General features: G+C 70.2%; 20 protein-coding genes and 2 pseudogenes. 10 read left to right on the top strand and 12 right to left on the bottom strand.

The window, feature by feature from the left end:
• The first annotated feature begins 42 nt into the window (after positions 1-42).
• The 6 genes from LNW71_RS10705 (at position 43) to LNW71_RS10730 (ending at position 5,423) form a co-directional block, all read left to right on the top strand.
• The gene (locus LNW71_RS10705) at positions 43-1,356 is read left to right on the top strand and encodes an MFS transporter (protein ID WP_250968040.1); all 1,314 of its coding nucleotides are present in this window, start codon (positions 43-45) and stop codon (positions 1,354-1,356) included.
• A gap of 85 nt (positions 1,357-1,441) precedes the next feature.
• Complete coding sequence (locus LNW71_RS10710; RefSeq protein ID WP_250968041.1) at positions 1,442-2,167, top strand: L,D-transpeptidase family protein; 726 nt, start codon at positions 1,442-1,444, stop codon at positions 2,165-2,167.
• A 100-nt stretch (positions 2,168-2,267) separates the two neighbouring features.
• Positions 2,268-3,260: a sigma-70 family RNA polymerase sigma factor gene (locus LNW71_RS10715; RefSeq protein ID WP_250968042.1), complete on the top strand. Its 993-nt coding sequence runs from the start codon at positions 2,268-2,270 to the stop codon at positions 3,258-3,260.
• 892 nt (positions 3,261-4,152) lie between these two features.
• Positions 4,153-4,617 carry a hypothetical protein gene (locus tag LNW71_RS10720; protein ID WP_250968043.1) on the top strand — a complete coding sequence of 155 codons (465 nt, stop codon included), beginning with the start codon at positions 4,153-4,155 and terminating at the stop codon, positions 4,615-4,617.
• A gap of 138 nt (positions 4,618-4,755) precedes the next feature.
• On the top strand, positions 4,756-5,052 hold the full coding sequence (locus tag LNW71_RS10725; protein WP_250968044.1) for a hypothetical protein: 297 nt from the start codon (positions 4,756-4,758) through the stop codon (positions 5,050-5,052).
• The gene (locus LNW71_RS10730; protein WP_250968045.1) at positions 5,049-5,423 is read left to right on the top strand and encodes a hypothetical protein; all 375 of its coding nucleotides are present in this window, start codon (positions 5,049-5,051) and stop codon (positions 5,421-5,423) included. Before LNW71_RS10725 ends, LNW71_RS10730 begins: the two co-directional genes overlap by 4 nt.
• 329 nt (positions 5,424-5,752) lie before the next feature.
• On the opposite strand, the gene LNW71_RS10735 is transcribed toward LNW71_RS10730, so the two are convergent.
• Complete coding sequence (locus LNW71_RS10735; RefSeq protein ID WP_250968046.1) at positions 5,753-5,965, bottom strand: hypothetical protein; 213 nt, start codon at positions 5,963-5,965, stop codon at positions 5,753-5,755.
• 327 nt (positions 5,966-6,292) lie between these two features.
• Between LNW71_RS10735 and LNW71_RS10740 the strand changes: the two are divergent.
• Positions 6,293-6,796: pseudogene (locus LNW71_RS10740) on the top strand (leucine zipper domain-containing protein); the annotation flags it as partial.
• Between the two features lie 1,028 nt (positions 6,797-7,824).
• Here LNW71_RS10740 and LNW71_RS10750 read toward each other — a convergent pair.
• From LNW71_RS10750 to LNW71_RS10780, 7 genes are all read right to left on the bottom strand, one after another.
• Positions 7,825-9,102, bottom strand: a complete 1,278-nt coding sequence (locus LNW71_RS10750) for a thymidine phosphorylase (protein WP_250968047.1) — start codon at positions 9,100-9,102, stop codon at positions 7,825-7,827.
• Between the two features lie 124 nt (positions 9,103-9,226).
• Positions 9,227-9,649, bottom strand: coding sequence for a cytidine deaminase (locus LNW71_RS10755; RefSeq protein WP_308294475.1), 423 nt, complete (start codon positions 9,647-9,649; stop codon positions 9,227-9,229).
• The gene (locus LNW71_RS10760) at positions 9,646-10,935 is read right to left on the bottom strand and encodes an ABC transporter permease (protein WP_250968048.1); all 1,290 of its coding nucleotides are present in this window, start codon (positions 10,933-10,935) and stop codon (positions 9,646-9,648) included. Before LNW71_RS10760 ends, LNW71_RS10755 begins: the two co-directional genes overlap by 4 nt.
• Complete coding sequence (locus LNW71_RS10765; protein WP_250968049.1) at positions 10,932-12,047, bottom strand: ABC transporter permease; 1,116 nt, start codon at positions 12,045-12,047, stop codon at positions 10,932-10,934. The genes LNW71_RS10760 and LNW71_RS10765 overlap by 4 nt, the downstream gene beginning before the upstream one ends.
• Positions 12,044-13,708, bottom strand: a complete 1,665-nt coding sequence (locus LNW71_RS10770) for an ABC transporter ATP-binding protein (protein ID WP_250968050.1) — start codon at positions 13,706-13,708, stop codon at positions 12,044-12,046. The genes LNW71_RS10765 and LNW71_RS10770 overlap by 4 nt, the downstream gene beginning before the upstream one ends.
• A 248-nt stretch (positions 13,709-13,956) precedes the next feature.
• On the bottom strand, positions 13,957-14,997 hold the full coding sequence (locus LNW71_RS10775; RefSeq protein WP_250968051.1) for a BMP family ABC transporter substrate-binding protein: 1,041 nt from the start codon (positions 14,995-14,997) through the stop codon (positions 13,957-13,959).
• Positions 14,998-15,135: 138 nt separating this feature from the next.
• Complete coding sequence (locus LNW71_RS10780) at positions 15,136-16,383, bottom strand: amidohydrolase (RefSeq protein ID WP_250971965.1); 1,248 nt, start codon at positions 16,381-16,383, stop codon at positions 15,136-15,138.
• Between the two features lie 301 nt (positions 16,384-16,684).
• Between LNW71_RS10780 and LNW71_RS10785 the strand changes: the two genes are divergently transcribed.
• Entirely contained in the window at positions 16,685-17,959 is a 1,275-nt protein-coding gene (locus LNW71_RS10785) for a M48 family metallopeptidase (protein ID WP_250968052.1), read from the top strand.
• 58 nt (positions 17,960-18,017) lie between these two features.
• Here LNW71_RS10785 and LNW71_RS10790 read toward each other — a convergent pair whose 3' ends face one another.
• From LNW71_RS10790 to LNW71_RS10805, 4 genes are read right to left on the bottom strand one after another with little or no spacing between them, the layout of a single operon-like run.
• Positions 18,018-19,073, bottom strand: coding sequence for a hypothetical protein (locus LNW71_RS10790; protein ID WP_250968053.1), 1,056 nt, complete (start codon positions 19,071-19,073; stop codon positions 18,018-18,020).
• A gap of 11 nt (positions 19,074-19,084) precedes the next feature.
• Positions 19,085-20,020, bottom strand: coding sequence for an N-acetylneuraminate synthase family protein (locus tag LNW71_RS10795; RefSeq protein ID WP_250968054.1), 936 nt, complete (start codon positions 20,018-20,020; stop codon positions 19,085-19,087).
• An 11-nt stretch (positions 20,021-20,031) separates the two neighbouring features.
• Positions 20,032-21,267 carry an acylneuraminate cytidylyltransferase gene (locus LNW71_RS10800; protein WP_250968055.1) on the bottom strand — a complete coding sequence of 412 codons (1,236 nt, stop codon included), beginning with the start codon at positions 21,265-21,267 and terminating at the stop codon, positions 20,032-20,034.
• A gap of 50 nt (positions 21,268-21,317) precedes the next feature.
• Positions 21,318-22,721 (bottom strand): DUF6716 putative glycosyltransferase, encoded by a 1,404-nt coding sequence (locus LNW71_RS10805; protein ID WP_250968056.1) that lies wholly within the window; start codon positions 22,719-22,721, stop codon positions 21,318-21,320.
• A 220-nt stretch (positions 22,722-22,941) separates the two neighbouring features.
• On the opposite strand from LNW71_RS10805, the gene LNW71_RS10810 reads away from it, so the two are divergent.
• Together LNW71_RS10810 and LNW71_RS10815 are read left to right on the top strand one after the other, a co-directional pair.
• Positions 22,942-23,922 (top strand): glycosyltransferase family 2 protein, encoded by a 981-nt coding sequence (locus LNW71_RS10810; RefSeq protein ID WP_250968057.1) that lies wholly within the window; start codon positions 22,942-22,944, stop codon positions 23,920-23,922.
• A pseudogene (locus tag LNW71_RS10815) lies at positions 23,919-25,291 on the top strand (polysialyltransferase family glycosyltransferase). The gene LNW71_RS10810 and the pseudogene LNW71_RS10815 overlap by 4 nt, the downstream one beginning before the upstream one ends.
• Positions 25,292-25,351: the final 60 nt, after the last annotated feature.

The following is a 25,351-nucleotide window of genomic DNA, read 5'->3' on the forward strand; positions in this document are numbered from 1 at the left end:
GTGCATTGGACGCATGAAAGCTGTGCGGCCTACGTTCGTCACATGCCTCCCGCCAGTACCGGGGCGTCCACCCTCATCGTGGCCGCCTCGTCCCAGTCGTCCCCCGTAAGCACCGTCACCGCCGCCGAGACCGCGGACCGGCTCGAGCCGGGCGGGCCCGGCTACCGCCGGATGAGCTTCGCGCTCTTCGCCGCCGGTGTCGCGACCTTCGCGCTCCTCTACTCCACCCAGGCGCTGCTGCCCGCCGTCTCCGCGTCCTTCGGCGCGACGGCCGGGCAGGCGAGCTGGACGGTCTCCGCGGCGACGGGGGCGCTGGCGCTCTGTGTGCTGCCGATGAGCGCGCTGTCCGAGCGGTTCGGGCGGCGGCAGATGATGACCGCCTCCCTGGTGGTCGCGGTGGTCGTCGGGCTGTTCGTGCCGTTCGCACCCTCGCTCGGCTGGCTGATCGCGCTGCGCGCCGTGCAGGGCGCCGCGCTCGCCGGACTGCCCGCGTCCGCGATGGCGTATCTCGCGGAAGAGGTACGGCCCAAGGCGCTGGTCGCGGCGATCGGGCTCTTCGTGGCCGGCAACAGCATCGGCGGGATGAGCGGCCGCATCCTCACCGGCTGGGTCGCCCAGCTGTGGGGCTGGCGCGCGGCGCTCGGCGCGGTCGGTGTGCTGGCCGTGGCCTGTGCGGTCGTCTTCCACTTCATGATCCCCAGGGCGCGCCACTTCACCCCGGGTTCGCTGAACCCGAAGGCGCTCGCCAGGACCGTCGGCGGGCACCTCGCCGATCCGCTGCTGCGCCGCCTGTACGCGATCGGCGCACTGTTCATGACGGTGTTCGGCGCGGTCTACACCGTGATCGGCTACCGGCTCGTGGAAGCGCCGTTCAACCTCCCGCAGGGGATCGTCGGCTCGATCTTCCTCGTCTATCTGGTCGGCACGGTCTCCTCCGCGGCGGCGGGGCGGCTGGTGGCCCGGCTGGGGCGCCGCGGCGCGCTGTATCTCGCCGTCTCCACCACGGCCGCCGGTCTGCTGCTCTCGCTGGCCGACCAGCTGGCCGCCGTACTCCTCGGCCTGGTCCTGATCACGGCGGGCTTCTTCGCGGGGCACGCGGTCGCCTCCTCGTCCGTGAGCCGTACGGCGACGAAGGGCCGCGCCCAGGCGTCGGCGCTCTACCAGTCGGCGTACTACCTGGGCTCCAGCGCGGGCGGCACGCTGGGTGCGGTCGCCTTCCACGCCGGCGGCTGGGCGGGCACGGTCACGCTGGGACTGCTCGCGGTCCTCGGTGTCGTCTCGATCACGCTGTACGGGTCCAGGTCGGCGCGCATCGAGCGTCGTCGTTCGGCCGTGATGGCTTCCGTACCGAACTGAGACATTCGGCGCACAACCAACCGCTCCCCCTCGCGCGTCTAGCAGTCGGAACCACCGCACTGCGCGCGAAGGGGAGTTGGCGTACATGAGAGTCACGGGGAACACGGGGAACATACGGGGCGTGCGGATGCGGCGCGGACTCGCGCTGTCCGTCGCGGGCCTGACCGCCGTACCGGCGCTCGTTCTCGGCACCGGCACCTCCGCGCAGGCGGCCTCCTGCACGGCGTCCAAGGGGCCGTACCAGAAGCAGGTCGAGAAGTATCTGCACCGGCCGGTGGACGGCAAGCAGTCGGCGGCCGACTGCAAGGCCATCCGGTCGTTCCAGAGCACCTACGGGGTCACCCCCACGATCGGTTACGCGGGGCCGGTCACCTGGCGCACCATGCAGACGCTCACCGCCCAGAAGGCGGCCGGCAAGAACCCGAACAAGGCCAAGAAGTGCCCCACGAACAAGGGGCGCATCGCGTGCGTGGACCTGACCCGGCAGCTGAGCTGGATCCAGGACGGCAGCAAGCTGAAGTTCGGCCCGGTGCCGGTGCGGACCGGGCGGGACGGGTACGAGACCCGCGGCGGGGCGAAGAAGATCTACTGGCGCCACATCAACCACGTGTCGTCGATCTACCACGTGTCGATGCCGTACTCCCAGTTCTTCGACGGCGGCCAGGCGTTCCACTCGGTGGGCGTGAAGATGTGGAACCCGCCGGGGTCGCACGGCTGCGTCAACATGCGCACCGCCGACGCGAAGTCATACTGGAATCTGCTGAAGAACGGCGACGACGTCTTTGTGTACGGGCGCAAGCCCGGAACGTGACCGCTTTCTGCTCTTCCTGCCCCCGTTGTCAGTGCCCTGCGGTAGCTTCCGAAGTGCTGAAGTGAGCGGTGTCACAGCGCAACAGGGGTGGAGCGAAGCGATGAGTGATCTGACGGCAACCACGGCGGACATCGACAGCCGTCTGGAGGGACACCGGGTCGAGCTGACCGGCTTCTGCTACCGGATGCTCGGCTCGGCCTTCGAGGCGGAGGACGCGGTCCAGGACACGCTGGTGCGTGCCTGGCGCAACTTCGACAAGTTCGAGGGCCGGTCCTCGCTGCGCTCGTGGCTGTACCGGATCGCGACGAACGTCTGTCTCGACATGCTGAACGCGGGCAACAAGCGGGCCAGGCCGGTCGATCTCACGGGTCCGACCCCGCTCGCGCAGGCGGCGCTCAATCCGCTGCCGGAGAACACCTGGCTGGAGCCGATGCCGGACGGGCGGATCCTGCCGTCGGTCGCGGACCCGGCAGAGGCGGCGGTGGCGCGTGAGTCGGTGCGGCTCGCGTTCGTCGCGGCGCTCCAGCATCTGCCGCCCAAGCAGCGGGCCGTGCTCATCCTGCGCGAGGTGCTCGCGTGGAAGGCGAGCGAGGTCGCCGAGCTGCTGGACACCTCGGTCGCCTCGGTCAACAGCGCCCTGCAGCGGGCGCGGGCCACGCTGACCGACCACCAGAGCGTGGCAGCCGACGCCGCCGACCCGCTCGACGAGGAGCAGCGCAAGCTCCTGGAGCGGTACGTGGCGGCGTTCGAGGGCTACGACATGGCGGCGCTGACCGCGCTGCTCCATGAGGACGCCATCATGACGATGCCGCCGTTCGACCTCTGGCTGCAGGGGCACGACGACATCACCGGCTTCATGCTCTCCATCGGCGCGAGCTGTGCGGGCTCCCGGCTGGTCGCGACGTCGGCGAACGGCACCCCGGCGTTCGCGCACTACAAGCCGAATCCGGACGGGCCGGGCTTCGTGCCGTGGGCGGTGCAGGTCATCGACATCTCGGACGGTGCGATCACCGGGATGCACTGCTTCCTGGACACCCCGCGCTGGTTCCCGCTGTTCGGGCTGCCCGACCACCTGGAGGCCGACGCCGGGTGAGGCGGCGGCTGGTGGCGGGTGGGTGGTGCTGGCCCGTCGCAGCGTGGGGCGTCACGCAGTGGGTCGGTGAGCCGGCGGCGACGCCGCTGGCCCCTGTCGCGCCCCCGGTCCCGGGTGCGGAGCCGGGGCCGCAGCCGGAGTTCGACTGCCAGCCGGTCTGAACTCCGCGCTGCCGATCATCTGGGTGACCGCTAATGCGGCCTACGGGCAGGAGCGCCCCTGCGGCGAACGCGGGAAGATGCCGACACGGTCCATGCCCTGGCGGTGCCCAAGTCGCAACAGACCAGCCGCCTAGGAGAAGCTGGCGCATCCGCCGTGTTCTGAGCCGTGCCCGGGCCGAGCCTGGCAGCGGATCTGCTGCCAGGCGACGGAGCGAAGGGGCGACGAATCTATTAGACCGTGTCCAAACTGCCTGCGTCGACGAGCGGCTCAGAGCCCACCCACCCATTACTGCTGGGTACTTTCCCACCGCTACCCAGCGCCGCACCTATCCCGATCAGTCGAGTCACGAACTACCGCCCACCTGACAGAGCGCCAGCCCGTCAATTCCCAAAATAGCCCTACGACCAGGGCAAATGGAGAAGCATGACTGGGGTGATAGGACGGGGCCGCCTGTCATCTGCGCCGCGGGGCTCTACTGCGGACGCCATATCATCGCGATCGCGGGCATCAGAAGGATCACGGACCGGCGGGCAAAACGACTGTCGAGCCGGGATGCAGCTGGCACCTTTCGGCCATTCCAAGTGATCACTGTTGCACACAGTGCGACCGACTCATATCTTTTGACGATCACCCGGGCAGCCGGGAAGCGGGCAACGCCTCAACGCATTGGTTTCCAGGCCATTGAGATGCGTTGAAGCACTGCCCGCTCACTTACCCGAGAGGAATAGTAGTGAACAGACGCCAGATTGGCATCGGTGTGGCGACAGCTCTCGCAGCGATGACCGTCGGATTCGCCGCGCCAGCCGCCACAGCTACCCCGGCGCAGCAAAGCCAGGCCTCTCCCGCGGCCTTCCAGGCCACTACGGACGAGATCGAGGTCAACTCGCACGCCACGTTCGTCTCCTACCTCAATACGGCCGAAGGTCAGGCCATGCTCGCCGAGGCAGAGCTGACCGCAGCTGAGAGCTCGGCCCTCTACTCCAGCGACGTAACCACCGACGCAGTGGTCCAGGGCCGCTTCTCGGCTCTTGTGAAGCTGGTGAAGAAGGTCAAGGGCTGCACCACCGCGGTCAAGGCCGGCTGGAGCACCTTCAAGGTCTGGTACAGCGACAAGGTTCCGCGGGCCGTCCGTTGGGCCATCGCGTGGAGCTCAGACATCTACACGATCTACTCGTACATCCGGTCCCACATCTGATCCGCACTCGGACACGGCCGTGGGGTGGGCCCTCGCGTTGCGCCCCCACGGCCGCCGTGCGGCGTCACCTTTCCATTAACACAGGCGCGCACTACCGCAGTCACACCAGATCCCGGGCCTTTCTGACCGGAGATACAGATGTTCACGATGCGCCATGAAGGCAAAGACCCCCACGCGTTCGTTGGCACTCTTGACTGGATCGTCACCGCGATCTTGTTCGGTTTCGCCCTAGCCCTGGACTACGGATTTGGTGCGCGCTCCAACGTCGCCTACGCGGCCTGGCCGCTGTGGGCTTGGAGCGCGGGACTACTCCTGACCCATTGGAGCACCATTATTCGAGGGAAGGACGCGGAGCTCTGGGGATTCTGGGCCGCCGCAGTGGCTCACCTCTTCGCCATATGGCACGTCATCGCAGTCGTCAAGGACGTGACATGAAGACCTTCAACACGTGCGCCGCAGCAATCGCAATAGCAGTCCTCGCGGCCGCATCTACCACCAGCCTGTCGTCAGCGACTGCGGCGACCAACCCCATCACCTGTCAATCGGGACCCATCGCGCCAGCGAGTGTCAACTACGTTGCTAGCGCCAGCATCTGCAAGAACAGCACCACCAAGCAGACCCGCATCACCGGAAAAATATCAGGACTCTCCAAAACTGGGGGCCACATCACTGTCCAGGTGAGCACCTACAGAAAGACCGTCTCGGTGTGCGGTGCGGAGGACAAGACGATAGACACCGGCTGGTTGTCAGGAAACGGGAATTGGATGGTCCAGTACGCCGACGGGGGCTGTCCCAGCCGGGGCTGACTTCACCTGCCAAGCCGTCGTCCAGATATCGGCAGAGCTAAAGAACGCGCAAGATTGGCCTCCCCCACAAGGACCGGTGGCCGGTTCTCCTCGCATCCGCGGGGCCAGCCGGCCACTTTCAGCTTCCCAATTCCCAGCGCCAGGTGTGCGGGGCGGCGAAGGCAAGGCGACGACCGTGGCGTGCGCTTGCCGGGCTTGACGCGATAGACGGACTTGCCGGGGTCGTCGTAGTAGAGGCGATCGGGAGCACACCCTGACCACAAGTTCCACCGCCAGGTCGGCCAGCAGCTGCGCCAGCCGGGGCACGTCGTAGCCAAAGTCCAGCATGATCATTGCGTCCGGGTCGTCCTCGTGGCGATGGCCGAGCCGGTGAGACGGTCCAAGATCTCGCAGATCTCGTCGGCGGCCAGTTCGGGGGCCTCGTCGCCCGATGCCGCGCGCACCGTGTCCAGGACGGCGGTCCAGGAGATATCCGGCCGGGCTCGACCGCGGCGACGAAGGAGCAGGGCCAGCCCGGAGCGTTCAGGCCGGCGTTCGCCCATGTCCGCTGACGTAGCAGAGCCTGCGCTCGGGGCGGGTGTCAGCATGCGGCCACTGCAACGAAGTCACGTCCACGGCCGGCACGACCCATCGTTCTCCTTGATCACCGGTGTGGTAGCCAACAGGGCGCACAGACGGCCGCTCTCCAGCCAGCCCGTTTTGACCGAGTTGTACAGGGAACCGTGACCGCGCCGGAACTCCAGCTCTAGGTGTTCTGTCCATGGAGGTTGGGTGCGGTAACGGTGGTCACCGTCTGGGGTTCTTGAACGGGTGAGGGCCTTCCGGGTTCGGTGTGGATTGCGACGTCTACACCAGCCCGAAAGGCCCTCATGCCCCACCGTAATGCCCCCTGACCGAGACCGCACGTCTGCGGCTGGCCCGCTTCGTGGTCGATGACGGGTGGCTTCTGCGTCGGGCAGCGGAGCGGTTCCAGATCTCGCCGACCACAGCACGGCGGTGGGCCGGGCGATACCGCAGGCTCGGCGAGGCAGGGATGGGCGACCGTTCCAGCCGCCCTCACCACAGCCCTCGACGCACGCCGACCCGGACCGAACTCCGGATCATCAAAGTCCACCTCGCACGCCGGTGGGGACCAGCCCGCATCGCGCACCTGCTGGGTTTGGTGCCCTTCACTGTGCACCGGGTACTGGTCCGCTTCGGCCTGACCCGGCTCAGCCATCTCGACCGGGCTACCGGCCGGGTCATCTGCCGCTACGAACGCGACCGGCCCGGCGAACTCGTGCAGGTGGACATCAAAAAAACGCGGCACCATCCCCGACGGCGGCGCCCAGGCAGTCGGAAACACTCATATCAAAGGCCGTTCTGGTTCCGGGAGATCGTCACTCCGAGAACACGACCGGCCGTCTACGTGTCACGGCCCTCCCCGCGGTATTCCCACCACGCCACTCACAACGGGGTTCGATTCCGAGCCAACGCGGTTAGAACGCAAGGTCAGACCCATCGGGGCGCTGGCGGACCGTGAGCTGCACCTTCCCAAGTCCTGGACCGACACCCTCGGCCTCCGCTTGAGAAGGCGCCTCCGCAATCTCGATCACCTCACCCAGCCCTACCAAATCGAGGAGGTGTTGGAATTCAGGCCGTGTCCCGAGCAGCCGCAGCTGCCTACCGCCCGATCTCCGTGCTACCAGCGACAAACGCGCGATCGCCTCCACAGACACCAGGTCCGGCTGGACGATGCCGCCGACGTCACAGTCCACCACGGTCGCGTCTGACGTGGCCAGTATCGCTTCCAAGTCGGAGCAAAGGTGGGGCACGCCAGCCCTGGTGACGCGTCCGGACACGATGAAAGTAGCCGGTGTCAAGAATTCCATACCAAGGTGACTGGCCCGGCAACGAGAACTCATCGCAGCGCCATGGTGCTTCTCGTCCAACGGGGAAGCCTTCGGTGTCCAGTCCCGGGGGCGAAGAGCCGAAAGAGGTCGACGCCCCTTCTCTCATGTCGTGCACCTTGCCCGATGCAGTCGTGGTTGGCGTTGTTCCGCAAGGGAGCCAGGGCCTGGGCAGCCTGGCACGAAAACGCCAAAGGTGTGGCGGATCCGCAATTCTTCGGCATGCGGTGTAAGGCCTGCGCTGGAGAGGTTCCGCGGCGGCGTTGTGCTCCTTGGGCAGCAGGGGCGACACGGTGGGTGCCTCAATAGGCTCTACCTTGCAGCACTCCGGCGCGACCGGCTCCACTTCGATCCGGACGAGCTCGACTCAGTCCTGGACGTGGCACGGCCGGGATCTTCGCTAACTACGCACATGTCGGTCCCGCCCTATCGGTGCGTCACCGAGTCCAGCATGCCGAACGGGACCGGCGGCAGTCCACCGGTCCCGTTCACCCGTATGGGGAAGCCGCAGGTCAGGCGATACGTTCCCGCACGACCGGGGTGGCGGTGAACGCCGTGCCGGCCGGTGCGATGTCGTAGGAGTCCGGCAGCGCCTTCAGCGCGTACTCGAACTTCTCCGGGGTGTCCGTGTGCAGCGTCAGCAGCGGCTGCCCGGCGGTCACCGTGTCCCCGGGCTTGGCGTGCAGCTCGATGCCCGCGCCGGCCTGGACCGGGTCCTCCTTGCGGGCGCGGCCCGCGCCCAGGCGCCAGGCGGCGACGCCGATGTCGTAGGCGTCCAGGCGGGTCAGTACGCCGGAGGCCGGGGCCGTCACGACGTGCTGTTCGCGGGCGACCGGGAGCGCGGCGTCCGGGTCGCCGCCCTGGGCGGAGATCATCCGGCGCCAGACGTCCATCGCGGAACCGTCCGCGAGGGCCTTCTCCGGGTCGGCCTCCTTGAGTCCGGCCGCGTCCAGCATCTCGCGGGCGAGGGCCAGGGTGAGGTCGATGACGTCCTGCGGTCCGCCGCCGGCCAGGACCTCCACCGACTCGCGGACCTCCAGGGCGTTGCCCGCGGTCAGGCCGAGCGGGGTGGCCATGTCGGTGAGCAGGGCGACCGTCCGGACTCCGCTGTCGGTGCCCAGCGCGACCATGGTGGAGGCCAGTTCGCGGGCGTCCTCGAGGTTCTTCATGAAGGCGCCGGAGCCGACCTTGACGTCCAGGACGAGTGCGCCGGTGCCCTCGGCGATCTTCTTGGACATGATCGAGCTGGCGATCAGCGGGATGGCCTCGACGGTGCCGGTGACGTCGCGGAGCGCGTACAGCTTCTTGTCGGCGGGGGCGAGCCCGTCGCCCGCCGCGCAGATGACCGCGCCGGTGGTGTCGAGGACGTTCAGCATCTCGGCGTTCGAGAGGTGCGCGCGCCAGCCGGGGATGGACTCCAGCTTGTCGAGGGTGCCGCCGGTGTGACCGAGGCCACGCCCGCTGAGCTGCGGCACGGCGGCGCCACAGGCGGCGACCAGCGGGGCGAGCGGCAGGGTGATCTTGTCGCCGACCCCGCCGGTGGAGTGCTTGTCGGTGGTGGGGCGGGAGAGCGCGTCGAAGTTCATCCGCTCGCCCGAGGCGATCATGGCGGCGGTCCAGCGGGCGATCTCCGTGCGGTTCATGCCGTTCAGCAGGATCGCCATGGCCAGCGCGGACATCTGCTCGTCGGCGACCTCACCGCGGGTGTACGCGTCGATGACCCAGTCGATCTGCTCGGGGGTCAGCTCGCCTCGGTCCCGCTTGGTGCGGATGACGGAGATGGCGTCCATGTCCTGGAGTCCTTCCGGCCGGTACGTACGCTTGAGTCCCGTTGACTCTACGCGCATAGAGGATGAGAGAAACCGCCGGACGGGGAGGAATTCCGGCCCGTCCGGCGGTGGTGAGGAGCGTGGTTCAGCCGAGGTGCCCGGGCCCGAACGGCTGGGGCAGCATCTCGTCGAGCGTGCGGAAACCGTCCGGTGTCTCCAGTACGAGTGCGGGCCCGCCGAACTCGTACAGCAGCTGCCGGCACCTGCCGCACGGCACCAGGATCTCGCCCGAGCCGTCCACGCAGGTGAAGTGGGTCAGCCGGCCGCCGCCGGTGGCGTGCAGCTGGGAGACCAGTCCGCACTCGGCGCACAGCCCGATGCCGTACGAGGCGTTCTCGACGTTGCAGCCGACGATCGTACGGCCGTCGTCGACGCGCGCGGCGACGCCGACCGGGTAGCCCGAGTAGGGCGCGTACGCCCGGGACATGGCGTCCCGGGCAGCGGCCCGCAGGGCGTCCCAGTCGGCCTCGGCCACGGCGGCCGCACTCGCACCGGCGGTCGGCGTCACTTGCCCTGGCCCTTGCGGTAGCGCATGCCGTCCGCCTTCGGCATCCGCAGCCGCTGCGCGGAGAGCGAGAGGACGAGCAGCGTGACGATGTACGGCGTGGCGCTCACGAACTCGGTGGGCACGGTGTCCGTACCGAGGTACCAGACGAGGACCGCGGCGGCGATGACCGCGCTGATCACACCCTGGAGGAAGCTCTTGCGGTAGAGCTTCCAGGCCGCGATGCCGGCCAGCACGACCACGAGCAGCAGGAGCAGCGCGTGGACGGACTCGCCGCCGTTGCGCAGCTGGAGCGCGTCGGCGAAGCCGAACAGGCCCGCGCCCATGGCGAGTCCGCCGGGCCGCCAGTTACCGAAGATCATCGCGGCGAGACCGATATATCCGCGGCCGCCGGTCTGACCCTCGTTGTAGATGTGCGAGGTGACCAGGGAGAGGAAGGCGCCGCCCAGCCCGGCCAGGCCGCCGGAGACGACCACCGCGATGTACTTGTACGTGTAGACGTTGACGCCGAGGGACTCGGCGGCCACCGGGTTCTCGCCGCAGGAGCGCAGCCGCAGGCCGAAGGCGGTCTTCCACAGGACGAAGAACGTCAGGACGAACAGGACCACGGCCACGATCGTCAGCAGCGAGACGTTGGTGACCAGACCGCCGATGACGCCGGCCAGGTCGGAGACGAAGAACCAGTGGTGCTTCTCGACGGAGTGCAGCCAGCTGGAGAGACCCGGGATCGTCACCGAGGTGATCTCGTCGGCCGGCGGGGACTGTTTCGGCGATCCGCCCTTGGCCGCCGCCTCGCCCGAGTTGAACCAGAGCTTGGCGAAGTAGGTGGTGAAGCCGAGCGCCAGGATGTTGATGGCGATGCCGGAGATGATGTGGTCGACGCCGAAGGTGACGGTCGCCATCGCGTGCAGCAGTCCGCCGAGCATGCCGCCGAGGACACCGGCGAGCACGCCGAGCCAGGGGTTGGTCTGCCAGCCGGCCCAGGCACCGAAGAAGCTGCCCAGGATCATCATGCCTTCGAGGCCGATGTTGACCACGCCGGAGCGCTCGGACCACAGGCCGCCGAGACCGGCCAGGCCGATCGGCACGGCCATCGCGAGGGCCGCGCTGATCTGTCCGGCCGAGGTGACGTCCTGCGCGCCGGTGATGGCGCGCACCGCGGACAGCGCGAGCAGCACGCCCGCGATGATCAGGAGGATGACGGGGAAGGAGAGGCGGGTGCGGCCGCCCTTGCCGCCGGCGACCTTGGGGGCCGCGGGGGGCGGGGTGGAAGTCGCCGTGACGGTCACGCCGACACCTCCTGCTGGTCGGAGTTACGGGCGGCCTGTGCGGCGAGTTCCGCGCCGACCTTGCTCTGCTGGCGCTTGAGTCCGTAGCGGCGGACGACTTCGTAGGCGATGACGACGCACAGGACGATGACGCCCTGGATCACGCCGACGATCTCCTTGTCGTACCCCTCGAACTCCAGCTTTCCGGTGCCGCGTTCCAGGAAGCCCCAGAGCAGCGCGCCGAGCGCGATGCCGATGGGGTGGTTGCGGCCCAGGAGCGCGATGGCGATGCCGGTGAAGCCGATGCCCACCGGGAAGTCGCCGCTGTACTCGTAGCTGTCGTTGAGCAGCGTCGGCATGCCGATCAGGCCGGCCACGGCGCCCGAGATGAGCATCGAGGTGACGACCATCTTCTTGACGTTCACCCCGCTGGCCTCGGCCGCGGAGCCGGACTGGCCGACGGTGCGCAGGTCGAAGCCGAACCGGGTGCGCGAGAGCGTGAACCAGTAGGCGATGCCCGCGACGACCGCGATCACGATGAAGCCCCAGACGGGCGACGGGGTGGTCGGGAACTCGAAGAAGTGCGAGGACTCCGGGAGCGGCTTGGTGGAGATCTTGGTGCCGGCCTCGTCGAGGTGGCCGAGCCGGTTCTGCTGGAGCAGGTAGCCGATGATCGCGGTCGCGATGGCGTTCAGCATGATCGTCGAGACGACCTCGCTGACGCCGCGGGTGACCTTGAGGACACCGGCGATGCCGGCCCACATGGCGCCGACGATCATCGCGGTGAGGATAATCAGCGGGATCTGCAGGGCGCCGGGCAGGGTCAGCGCGCCGCCGACCGCCGCGGCGAAGAACGCGGCGAGGCGGTACTGGCCGTCGACGCCGATGTTGAAGAGGTTCATCCGGAAGCCGACGGCCACCGCGAGACCTGCGAGGTAGTACGTCGTCGCCTTGTTCAGGATGTAGACCTGGCTGTCCGACTTCACCCCGTAGTCGAACATGATGCCGAAGGCGCTGAACGGCTCCTTGCCGGTGGCGGCGAGCACGAGTGCCGTCACCAGGAAGGCGACCACGATCGCGAGTACGGGGGCCGCGATCCCCAGGAGCAGCCGCTCCTTGTCGATCTTCTTCATCGGTCCTCTCCCCCGTCCCGGGGGTCGGTCTCGGTGCGGTCGGCAGCCGGGTCCTGCGGTGCCGGTGAGTCCGCCGGCCGCGGTGACGTCTCCGGTGCCGGTGAGTCGGCGGGCCGCAGTGACTTCGCCGGTGCCGCCGGTTCGTCGGGCGCTTCGAGGTGGCCGCTGGCGGCGCCGGTCATCGCCGAGCCGAGCTCCTCCGGGGTGACGGTCGCCGGGTCGGCGTCCGCGACGAGCCCGCCGCGGTACATGACGCGCAGCGTGTCGGAGAGCCCGATCAGCTCGTCCAGGTCGGCGGAGATCAGCAGCACCGCGAGCCCCTCGCGGCGCGCCGCACGGATCTGGTCCCAGATCTGGGCCTGGGCGCCGACGTCCACGCCCCGGGTCGGGTGCGCGGCGATCAGGAGCTTGGGCGAGTGGCTCATCTCGCGGCCGACGATCAGCTTCTGCTGGTTGCCGCCGGAGAGCGAGGCCGCGGTGACCTCGATGCCGGGGGTGCGCACGTCGTACTCGCGCACGATCCGCTCGGTGTCGGCGCGGGCCGCCTTGAGGTCGAGGAAGGCGCCCTTGCTGTTGGGGCGTTCGGTGACGTGGCCGAGGATCCGGTTCTCCCAGAGCGGGGCCTCCAGCAGCAGTCCGTGCCGGTGCCGGTCCTCGGGGATGACGGCCATTCCGTCCTCGCGGCGCTTGCGTGTCGCCGCGCGGGTGATGTCCGCGCCGTCCAGGGTGAGGGCACCCGCGTCGAGGGTGCGCATGCCCATGATCGCGTCGACCAGTTCGGACTGGCCGTTGCCCTCGACGCCCGCGATGCCGAGGACCTCGCCCTTGTGGATGGTGAAGGTGATGCCGTCCAGCACGGAGCGCACCACCCCGTCCGGGTCGGTGGCGGTCAGCCGCAGTCCGTCGACGGTCAGCATCGGCGTGTCGGTGACGGTCGACTCGCGGGTCTCCGGCGACGGCAGCTCACTGCCGACCATCAGCTCGGCGAGCTGCTTGGTCGTGGTGTGCGCGGGATCGGCGGTGCCCACGGTCGTACCGCGGCGGATGACGGTGATCTCGTCGGCCACCGACAGCACCTCGCCCAGCTTGTGCGAGATGAAGATGACGGTCAGGCCCTCCGCCTTGAGCTCGCGCAGGTTGTCGAAGAGCGCCTCGACCTCCTGCGGTACGAGGACGGCGGTGGGCTCGTCGAGGATCAGGGTGCGGGCGCCCCGGTAGAGGACCTTGAGGATCTCCACGCGCTGGCGGTCGGCGACGCCGAGGTCCTCGACCATGGCGTCCGGCCGGACGCCGAGACCGTACGACTCGGAGATCTCCTTGATCTTCGCGCGGGCCCGGTCGCCGATGCCGTACAGCTTCTCGGAGCCGAGTACGACGTTCTCCAGGACGGTCAGGTAGTCGGCGAGCATGAAGTGCTGGTGCACCATGCCGATGCCGCGGTCGATGGCGTCGCCCGGGTTGGAGAACGTGGCCTGTTCGCCGTCCACCGCGATGGTGCCCTCGTCCGGCTTCTGCATGCCGTACAGGATCTTCATCAGAGTGGACTTGCCGGCGCCGTTCTCACCGACGAGAGCGTGGACGGTGCCGCGGCGCACGGTGATGTCGATGTCGTGGTTGGCCACGACCCCGGGGAACCGCTTGGTGATGCCGCGGAGCTCCACGGCATGAGGACTGCTGGACGCGTTGATGGCGCACTCTCCTTGGCAGGAGCGGAGGGCAAAGGCGGTGGGGGTGCCGATAGCGGGGGCGGAAAAAGGTACCGCGCCGGAACGGGCGCTACGCGCGTAGCGCCACCGAATCGTTGGCCACCTGTTCACAGGTGGCGTACGGGGACCGGTGACGGTACGTGAATCGGGGCCCGGGAGAGCGGCCGAAGCCGCTCTCCCGGGCCCCGATTCGACGGGCCGGATCAGGTCGTGGTCTTGACCTTGATGCTGCCGTCGACGATCTTCTTCTTCGCCGCGTCGAGCTGTGCCTGGATGTCCTTGAGGTGGTCACCCGTGGTGGTCAGGCTGACGCCGCCCTTGGCCAGGGAGTACGTCTGCGTGCCGGTCAGCGGCTTGCCGTCCTTGACGGACTTGATCAGGTCGAAGACGCCGGCGTCGACGTTCTTGACGACCGAGGTCAGGATCGTGTCCTTGTACTTCGCCAGCGCCGGGTCCAGGGCCTGGTCGGAGTCGACACCGATGGACCAGGCACCCTTCTGGCCCGCGACGGCCTCGATCGAACCGGCACCCGAGCCGCCCGCGGCGGCGAAGATGACGTCGACGCCCTTGTCGAGCATGCCCTTGGCGGCGGCCTTGCCCTTGTCGGGGCTGCCGAAGCCGGACAGGTCCGAACCGGTGGACAGGTACTGGATCTGCACCTTGGCCTTGGGGTTCGTGTCAATGACGCCCTGCTGGAAACCGGCGGCGAACTTCTTGATCAGCGGAAGGTCCACACCACCGATGAAGCCGACCTGGCCGTCCTTGGACTTCAGCGCCGCCGCGACACCGGCGAGGTAGGAGCCCTGCTCCTCGGTGAAGACGATCGAGGCGACGTTCTTCGCGTCGGAGACCGAGTCCACCAGGCCGAAGTTGACCTTCGGGTACTTGGGGGCGATCTTGTCGACCGCGTCCTTGTAGGCGAAGCCGATCGCGATGACCGGGTCGTAGCCACCCTCGGCGAGCGACTGCAGCCGCTGCTCGCGGTCGGCCGGGGTCTCACCGTTCTTGGCGGTGAGCTCCTTCGTCTGCGCCTTGAACTCGGCCTTGGCCTTGTCCAGACCGCGGGCTGCGGAGTCGTTGAACGAGTTGTCGCCACGGCCGCCCACGTCGTAGGCCATGCCGATCTTCAGCTGGCCCTTGTCGGACGTGCTGCTCTCGTCGGACGAGCTGCCACACGCGGTGGCGGTGAGCGCGAGCGCCGCGGTAACGGCACACGCTGCGGTGATCTTGGATACCCGGCGCAAGGGAAGGCTCCTTCAAACCTGACCGAAGCGCCTCTTCCGGCGCTGGTTTCGCGGCGATCGTAACGCGCGTAGATGTCAGATAAAGCCCTGTACGGAAGCCGTTATCGGATCGTCGCGAACCGGGGGTGACCTGTCCTGTTACGGATGGTTGACATCCAGCAACGCGGAGGCGGTGAAGAGCTCCACCCCAACCGTGATCGCCTCCTCGTCCACGTCGAAGTTGCCCCGGTGCAGGTCCAGACCGCGCGTGTCGCCGGGGGTACGGACCCCGAGCCGGGCCATCGCGCCCGGCACGTGCTCCAGATACCAGGAGAAGTCCTCCCCGCCCAGGCTCTGTTCGGTGTCCTCGATCGCATACGAACCACGGCGGGCGGTCATCGCGCCGGCGAGCAGGTCGATCGAGGTGCTGTCGTTGACCACCGGCGGAACGCCCCGGATGTAGTTGATCAGCGTCTTCGCACCGTACATTCCGGCCACCTCGTCGATCGCGGCGTGCACCAGGTCCGGTGCGTCGCGCCAGGCGGTCAGATCCAGGCAGCGAACCGTGCCGGACAGTTCGGCGTGTTGCGGGATCACGTTGCACGCGTGCCCGGTCTCCAGGCGTCCCCAGGTCACCGCGAGCCCGGCCCGCGCGTCGACCCGGCGGGACAGCAGCGCGGGGACCTCGGTGGCCACCTTGGCGGCGGCGGTGACCAGGTCGGTGGTCAGGTGCGGGCGGGCGGTGTGCCCGCCGGGCCCGTCCAGGGACAGCTCCAGGCGGTCGCAGGCGGAGGTGATGGCCCCGACCCGCAGCCCGATCCGCCCCACGTCGACCTTCGGGTCGCAGTGCACCCCGATGATCCGGCCGACGCCCTCCAGCGCCCCGGACCCGATCGCTTCGGGCGCCCCGCCGGGCAGCACCTCCTCGGCCGGCTGGAAGACCAGCCGCACCGGGTTGGGCAGCAGCCCCTGCCGGTCGAGCTCGGCGAGCACGAGGCCGGCGCCGAGCACCGCGGTGGTGTGGACGTCGTGCCCGCAGGCGTGCGCCCGGTCGGGCACGGTGGACCGGTACGGGACGCCCGCCTTGGTGTCCGGGATGGGCAGCGCGTCGATGTCGGCCCGCAACGCCAGCATCGGCCGGGTCGCCTCGCTCCGCGTCCCCACGTCACAGATGAGCCCCGTCCCGGAGGCGAGCACCCGGGGCGCCAGCCCCGCCAGCTCCAGCCGGGCCTTGATGGCCGCGGTGGTGCGGAACTCCTGGTTGCCGAGCTCGGGGTGCATGTGCAGATCACGCCGGAAGGCGATCAGCTCGGCGCGCAGCGCCTCGGACAGCGTGCCGGGCAGTGCCTGGCCGCCCTGGCTCACGGCGTCGCTTCCGGGAAGATCGGCATCGGACTCGCGGGACATCAAGTGGTTCACCCGTTCAAGGTTAGGCCCACTGCCCCATCAACTGACCACAGATCAACAAAAGTTCAGCCGCATAGAGGAACAAAAAGCGGTGCCGGAGCGTGTGACGGGCGAGCGAGATGGGTACACTCGCCCGCTTTCTGGCCTGACGAGCACGGTGGGTGACGTCCTGCGCATGGAAAGTGCTGTGCCACTTCCGGGCCCACCGCCTACGCTACGGCCCCGGTGCGCAACCGGCCGCGCGAGCGGCGGCGCACCATGACGGTCTCCTGCGAGGAGCCGCGCGACGAGGGCCTCGGAAGTGACCAGCACAGTCGATCAGCGTGTTCAGTCGTGCCCGGACTGCGGGACGGAGGTCCGCACGCAGTACGGGTTCGTGCCCTGGTGCGCGGACTGCGACTGGAACGTGGACCCGGGCGGGGCCGGGGAGCCGGCCGGACGGCTGGAGACCCTGCGGCGGGGGCTGGCCCGGCGGCACGGTGAGCGGCTCTACGCCGAGGTGAGTGCCGACGCGGTCCTCCGGCCGCGGCGGGACCTGCACGGGATGCTCGCCCTCGCGCTCGCGCTCGCGGTGCACGGGGTCACCGCGGCGCTGATCGTGGGAGGGCTGCTCCTGGTGGTTCTGGGCTGGGGCACCGCGCTCCCGCTACTCGGCGCACTCTGCCTCGTCCTGGCCTTCGCCCTGCGCCCGCGGTTCGGCCGGCTTCCCGAGCACGGTCCGCTGCTCCTGCGCGGCGACGCACCGGAACTGTTCGCCCTGATCGACGAGGTCGCCGCGGCGGTGGGGACCACCGGGGTACACACCGTCGCGATCACCGACGAGGTCAACGCGAGCGTGTCGACGTACGGGATCCGGCAGCGCCGCGTGCTGACCGTGGGGCTCGGGCTCTGGGAGATCCTCACCCCGCAGGAGCGCATCGCGCTGCTCGGCCACGAGCTCGGTCACTACGCCAACGGCGATGCCCGGCACGGACTGGTGATCGGCAACGCGCTCCAATCGCTGGGCGCCTGGTGGTACCTGCTTGCCCGCACGCCGAACCCCACGTTCGCGGAGGCCGCGGTCAACGCCGTCTGCCTGCTGCCCCGTTGCGCGGTCCTGGGTCTCCTGATGCTCCTCGACCAGCTGACCCTGCGCGCCACCCAGCGCGGCGAGTACCTGGCCGACTCCTGGGCGGCCCGGTGCGGTTCCACGGAGGCTGCCGTCGGGCTGATCGACCGGCTGCTGACGTCCGACTCCGCCGCCACCACCCTGCTGCGGGAGTCCAACGCCCTCAAGGCCGGGCGACCGGGGGACGGCGGGGGCCGGGACGCCTGGCGCGGCCTGTGGGAGCGGCTCGCCGCGCACATGGACTCGGTCCCGGCGAGCGAGCACGAACGCCTGCTCCGGCGCGGCGCCCGGCACGGTCACGGCGTGGACTCCACCCACCCGCCGACGCACCTGCGCCGCTCCCGTCTCCTGGCCGCTCCCCCGGTGCCGGCGACGGTCACCGCGGACACGGCACGGCGGACCGCCCTGGACGCGGAACTCTGCGCGGCCCGCGACCGGGTGGCACGGCGGGTCGTGAACGGGCGGTAGTGCGGGCGCGTCATCGCCGGACGCGCCCTACGGGAGACCCGGTCGGCCCGGCGCCGGGTCACGCCTCCGTGACCGCCGTCGCGCGCCAGGGCGCCAGCCGCTGGACGTCCCGGGCGGTCTCGGTGACCCCCGCGAGGAAGCCCTGGGCCCTCGGGGACGCCGTTGCGCGCAGCCACTCCGGGGCGATGTCGCAGACCGCGACCTTCACCTCCGTGCCGACCAGGGCCAGCGGCAGGGTGTGGACCACCGTGGAGGGGAAGCTCAGGACCGTGCGGCCGATCGGGCCGCGGCGGGCGATGAGTTCCAGCGGGAGGTCGGGGCGCACGATCTCCAGGCCGGTGGCGGCTTCCAGGGCGTGGAGCTTCTCGGTGGATTCGCGGCGGTGGGCGAAGTAGCGGGTGGCGCCGTGGGTACGGGCCAGTGCCGCGACGGCCTCCAGGTACTGGGCGCGGTCGACCACGCCCGTCTCGACCAGGGAGGTGCCGACCAGGTCCGCGCCCTTGGTGAGTAGCGGCGGGCCGAAGCGGGAGCGGGTCCAGGAGAAGGTGTTGGGGATGAGCGTGATGCCGGGCGGCGGGATCACCGGCATGGCGGTGAAGAGCTCGACCTCGCGGGCCGCGGACGGGGTGAACCGGCGGCGGGCGGTGGCGGTGACCGGGGCCAGGACCAGGTCACGGGGGCCGGCGCCGCCGCGGCGGTGCCAGCGGGTGAGGCGCTCGCCGCGGGTCAGCTGGGCGACGAACTCGATGGTGGCGGTGCCGTCGTCCACCACGGTGAGGCGGCGGGGGCGGACCAGGGAGAGCAGGAGCTGTACGTAGCGGGAGAAAGGGTCGCCGATGACGATGTGGTCGGCGTTGCGGACGAGCCGGGTCAGGGCGCGCAGCGACTTCAGGGGGGTGCCCGAGTCGCCGCGCGCCTCCTGCCAGCGCACGGTGGCGCCCTCGTCGCGGGCCAGCTCCGCCATCCGGCGCAGCTGACCGCGCGACATCGGGTCGACCGGGGGGAGGACGACGACGGTGACGTCCGCGAGGACGCGGCCGCCGCCTCCCTCTGTGTAGGCCCACTCCAGGACGTTCAGGAGCTGGACCGGGCTCTCGACGAAGGCGAGGTTCACCGGTCTGCCCGTCAGACCGCGACCGGCTCGGCGGCCTGGGCCGTCTCGCCGTTCTCCGCGACGACGCCCGGGACCCGGCGGAGCTTCTTCATCGGGCCGAGCTCGGACTCGTAGACCTTCTTGACGCCGTCGCCGAGGGACGCCTCGATGGTGCGGATGTCGCGGACCAGGCGGGTCAGGCCCTGCGGCTCGACGGACGCGGCCTGGTCGGAGCCCCACATCGCGCGGTCGAGGGTGATGTGGCGCTCGACGAACGCGGCGCCCAGCGCGACGGCGGCGAGGGTGGTCTGCAGGCCCGTCTCGTGGCCGCTGTAGCCGATCGGGACGTTGGGGTACTCCTGCTGGAGGGTGTTGATGACGCGGAGGTTCAGCTCCTCGGCCTTCGCGGGGTACGTCGAGGTGGCGTGGCAGAGCAGGATGTTGTCCGAGCCGAGCACCTCGACCGCGTGGCGGATCTGGCGCGGGGTCGACATGCCGGTGGAGAGGATCACCGTGCGGCCGGTCGCGCGCAGGGAGCGCAGGAGCTCGTCGTCGGTGAGGGAGGCGGAGGCCACCTTGTGGGCGGGCACGTCGAACTTCTCCAGGAAGGCGACGGCCTCGGTGTCCCACGGGGAGGCGAACCAGTCGATGCCGCGCTCGGCGCAGTGCTCGGAGATGGCGCGGTACTCGGTCTCGCCGAACTCCACGCGGTGGCGGTAGTCGATGTACGTCATGCGGCCCCAGGGGGTGTCGCGCTCGATGTCCCACTGGTCGCGCGGGGTGCAGATCTCGGGGGTGCGCTTTTGGAACTTGACGGCGTCGCAGCCCGCTTCGGCGGCCACGTCGATCAGCGCGAGGGCGTTGTCGAGGTCGCCGTTGTGGTTGATGCCGATCTCGCCCGTGATGTAGACGGGGTTGCCGGGGCCGGCGGTACGGCTGCCGAGGGTGCGCAGTCGGGAAGTGCTCATGGTGCTTTTCCTTACTTGGGGAGGGGGGTGTGGTCAGCGGGAGTGGTGAGGGTGGGGCCCAGCAGCCAGGCCGCGATCTCGCGGATGGCACCGAAGCCGCCGGGGGTGGTCGTCACGGCGCGCGCCGCGGCGCGTACCGAGTCGTGGGCGCTCGCGACGGCGACGGGCCAGCCGGCGAGTGCGAAGCAGGGGAGGTCGTTGACGTCGTTGCCGACGTACATGACGCGTTCGGGGGCGATGGACTGTTCGTCGCACCACTGCTTGAGCGCGAGGTCCTTGCGGTCGATGCCGTGCAGGACGGGGACGCGGAGCTTGTGGGCGCGGGCGGCGACGACCGGGTTCTGTTCCGTGGACAGGATCAGGAGCGGCAGGCCGGCCTTGCGCAGGGCCGCGATGCCGAGTCCGTCGCCCCGGTGGACGGCGACGGTCTCGCGGCCGTCGGCGTCGATGAGGACCCGGTCGTCGGTCTGGGTGCCGTCGAAGTCCAGCACGACCGCGTCGATGTCGTCGCGGGTGGGCAGCGGGGCCGGGTCCAGGAGCGGGGCCAGGGCGCGGGCCCGGGCCAGGTCGTGCGGGTCGTCGATCTCCAGGACCCGGGCCGGGTCGGTGCGCACCAGCGCGGTGTGGCCGAAGAATCGGTGCCGGTGGGTGCGGAAGCCCGCCGCGTCCATCGCGTAGGCGGCTCCCGTCTCCAGCAGGTCCTCGGGGCGGTCCTGCCGGCGGGGGCGGACCGTCTTGTCGTGGTTCACGCCGTAGTTGTGGTCCTCGACCGCGCTGCCGTCGCGCCACAGGAAGCCGTGGAACGGGGCGACGGTGACGGCGGTGTCGGCGCCTTCACGGGCGACCGCCGCGGCGACGCCGTCGATGTCCTCCCGGGCGACGAAGGGGCTGGTGCACTGGACGAGCAGCACCACGTCCACGGTCCGGCCGTGCTCGCTCTCGTAGGTGTCGAGGGCGTGCAGCACGGCGGCCTCGCTGGTCGCGGTGTCGCCGGCGATGGCCTCGGGGCGCTGGATGCAGTGCACCCGGCCGGACTCGCCGAGCGCTTCGCCGGCGGCGCGGGCGGCTTCCGCGACGGCCGGGGCGTCGGTCGTCACGACGACGTCCGTCACCTCGGCGGACGCCAGGCAGGCGCGGACCGCGCGGACGACCAGCGGCACGCCGCCGACCTGGGCGAGGTTCTTGGCCGGTACGCCCTTGGATCCGCCGCGGGCGGGGATCACGGCGAGCACGGTGGGCTGCGTCATCGCTGCTCCATGAGGTGTCGTGGCTCCAGGAGGTGTCCTGGGGGTGGTTTTCACAGTTCGCCCATCCGTCGGATGACCGGGGCGACCCGCTGGACGCCGTGGCGGTACGCGCCCCGGGCCGCGTCCCTGACCGCCTCGCGCACCGCTCCCCTGACCCGGCCGGTCTCCCTGGGGGCGAGGGCGCCCGGCAGCGGATGGCCGTCGGGGGCCAGGTGGTGGCGGGCGAGGATGCCCGGGAGGTAGCCGGGGGCGGTGGCGGGTGTGTAGTAGGGCGCCGGGGCGGGCAGCCGGTCCGCCGCCAGCAGGGCGGTGACCTTGGCGCGGGCGGTGTCGTAGGCCGTGTCGTAGGTGCCGTCGGCGGCCACGCCCTGGCCGGCCAGCCACTGTGCGTCCGGCTGCGGGTGGGCGCCGCCGTCGAGGTGGTCCCAGGAGGTGAGCAGGCCGGAGCCGATGAAGTGGTGGTTGCCGAGGGTCTCGCGCACCCCGAGGTCGGTGAGGACCGCGGTGGGGATGCGCCGGTGCAGGGACTCCAGGGCGGCGGTCGAGGAGACCGTGACCAGCAGGTCGGTGCGGTCCAGCACCTCGCCCATGTGCCCGTACACCAGGCGGAAGTTGGGCGGCAGGCCGCCGGGCAGCCGCTCGGCGAGCCGCTGGTAGGGGAGCTCCTCGATGTGTGTGGTGTGCTCGCCGGGCTTGGAGCGCAGCTTGAGCAGCACCTCGCGCTTCGGGTGCAGCCTGGCGTGCTCGACGAGCCTGCGCAGCAGATACGTACGGTCGGCGCGGGAGGCGGGCACGGAGGGCTGGGCGGCGAACACGACGGTGTCGCGGCCCGGTTCGGGGCGGTGCGGGGCGCCGCCGAGGAACGGCAGGGCGGCCTCGGTGACGGCCGAGGAGTCGGCGCCCACCCCGTCGTACACCGCGCGGAACCGGTCCGCGTCGTGGCGGGAGTTGGCGAGGACGACGTCGGCACCGTGCCGCAGCAGCAGCCCGTCGGCGAGCTTCTCGTAGACGACGCCTACGTAGCCGGTGACGACGACGGGCCTGGCGGGCATCCGCAGGGCCGCGAGGCCGTGCAGCACGGCCTGGACGGCGCCGCCGACGAGGGCGAGGACCACGAGGTCGTATCCCTCGTCGCGCACGGTGTGCAGGAACTCCACGGCCGTCACCTCGCGCACCCGGTCGGTGTCGATGCCGACGTCGCCGACCTCGGCGAGCTGGCGCGGTGTCGGGGTGGCCCGGCCGCGCAGCAGCAGTCCGCTGATCTCCGCGCGCGGGGCGCCCGCACCGGGCGTGTCCGCACGGCCGGCGCCCGAGGTCAGCCGGCGCGCGGTGAGCGCGCCCCACTTCCATCGGGTGTCGGAGTCGGCGAGCACGGCCACCCGGAGCGCCGGGGACGGCGTGTCCGTGGATTCCAGGCCTGCTGGAGAAGCCGAATTGCTGTTACGAGGGGGCACGTCCAAGACGGTAGGAAGGCCCGGGGGTGGACAGCCCAACGTGACAGCAACAAAGGGTTAACAGCCTGCCGACGATTGCCGAACCAGCAGCCCAGCCCGTCGAAAGGGAAAGAAAAAGGCACCCGGCGGCCTGCCGGTTCACCATTTTGACGGGTGCCGTTCACTCTCCGGCCGCACGGCCGACAGGGCGAATGCCCGGCCCGGACATAGCGTGACGCGGGTGGTTAAGCTCTCCGTCATCGTGCCGTTCTACAACGTGCAGACATACGCGCCCGACACTCTCAGAAGCCTGCGGGCCAACGCCCGCGAGGACTTCGAATTCATCCTCGTCGACGACTGTTCGACCGACGGGACCGCGGACCTGCTGCGCCGCGCGGCGGACGAGATTCCGGGGGTGGTCGTCCGCAGACACAAGCAGAACGGCGGACTGGCCACCGCCCGGAACACCGGTCTGGACGCGGCCCGCGGCGAGTACCTCGCCTTCCTGGACGGCGACGACTGGCTCGCCCCCGGCTTCTACGCCGACCTGGTGGCCCGTACCGAGGCGCTGGGCTGCGACTTCGTCCGCACCGACCATGTGCAGGCCGACGGCAGGACCCGTACGGTCCACCGCGTCCCGCACGGCCGCAGGGGCGAGGTGATGGCACCGCGGGACGCGATCCTGCCGGCCACCCGCACCACCTCGGTCGACTACGCGTACGCCTGGGCCGGCCTCTACCACCGCCGGCTCCTGGACCGCGGTCTGCTGCACTTCACGGACGGCCTGCGCACCGCGGAGGACCGGCCGTGGATCTGGCGGCTGCACCGCGAGGCGGATTCCTTCGCGGTGCTGGGACTTCTCGGCATTTTCTACCGACGCGGCGTCGCCTCGTCCCTCACCCAGATCGGCGACATGCGCCAGCTCGATTTCATTCGCTCATTCGACCAGGTCATAAGCGAAACGGCGGCGGACCGCGATGCGCAGGCGCTGCTGCCGAAAGCGGTACGCAACTATTGCGCGATCATCGCCCATCACATGAGTTCGATGGAAAGGTTCGAACCTGCTGTGGCCCGCGCCCTGAAATCGATGAGCGCCGGCGCGCTCAAGCGGATGCCGCAGGATGTGCTGGACGACGCGATCGACTCGATGGACGCCAAGCGCGCGACCCTGCTGCGCCGGCTGCGCCGCCGGGCCGGCGCGAAGGAGGTGGCAGCCGCATGAGCAGCAGCCGGGCGCGTACGACGCAGATCTTCCTCGCCTCCACCCTCTACGGCACGGCCACGCTCGCCGCCGCCCTCGACTCGGGCGCCTTCGCGGACAGCGGCCGCCGCATCCTGCTCGTCGCCAACAACGCGGCGATCCCGGAGACGACTCCCGCCATCGACGCGATGCCCGGATTCGACGCGCTGCGCGGCCGGTTCGACGACGTCGTGTCGTGGAACGCGACGATCGCCCCCACCACCCCAGCGGCTGGTCCCCGCGCCCGGACGACGTACCGCTGTGGGAGAGGCACCTGCGGCTCGCCTGGGGGCTGGGTGACGACGACATCGAGATCGCCGTGGAGTCGATCCAGGTCAACCCGGCCATGGCACTCGCCCAGATCTTCACCGGCGTACCGATCGACGTGTACGCGGACGGGCTGATGAGCTACGGCCCTACCAGGAACAAGATCGACCCGCTGGTCGGCACCCGGGTGCGGCGGCTGCTCCACCTCGACCTCGTACCGGGACTGCGCCCCCTGCTGCTCACGGAGTTCGGGGTGGCGCCGGAGATCGTGCCGACCGAGGCCTTCCTCAAGGTGCTCGGTGAGCTGGGTGACGCGCACGACGTCGCGTCGGGCGTGCCGTCGGTCCAGGCGCCCGCGCTGCTGCTCGGCCAGTACCTCTCCGCCCTCGGTCTGATCAGCGCGGCCGAGGAGGAGCACCTGCACCTGCGGATGATGCGCGGCGCGGTCCGGCTCGGCCACACCCGCCTGGTGTTCAAGCCACATCCGACGGCTCCGGCGCAGTGGTCGCGGGCGATGGAGGCGCAGGCGGCGGAGCTCGGCGCGGAACTGACCGTGCTGGACTCGGGGGTGCACCTCGCCCCGGTCCTGGCCGAGGTGCTGTACCAGCGGATGCGGCCCGCCCTGGTCGTCGGCTGCTTCTCGACCGCGCTGCTCACGGCGTCCGCGTTCTACGGGCTGCCGGTGGCGCGTGTCGGTACGCAGACGCTGCTTGACCGGCTGACCCCGTTCGAGAACAGCAACCGGGTCCCGGTCACGCTGGTGGACGCCCTGGTGCCGGACCTCGACGACCGGGAAGCGGTCGCGCAGGCGCCCGCGGTGGCGCCGGCGGAGCTGAACGAGCTGGTCACCGCGGTCGGCTTCGCCATGCAGCCGAAGATCTACCCGCAGTTGCGCCAGGCCGCGGAGCGGTATCTCGCCGCCCGTCCCACGGCGGCGAGCGCGCGCTACTTCAAGCGCAGGCGGCTGACCGCGCTCGGGCTGCCGGGCGGGGTGCCCGATCAGTTCGCCTTCCTGCCGCGGAGTGCCGCGGTGCGCAGGGTCGCACGGCGGGCGAGGGCGCTGCGGCGGGTCGCGCGGCGGTGAGCCGGCCCGGTGGCCGGTGACAGCGTGAGCAGGGGCGGGACGCCGGCCGGCGTCCCGCCC

The sequence above is a fragment of the Streptomyces sp. RKAG290 genome (assembly GCF_023701695.1).
Classification (GTDB): Bacteria; Actinomycetota; Actinomycetes; order Streptomycetales; family Streptomycetaceae; genus Streptomyces.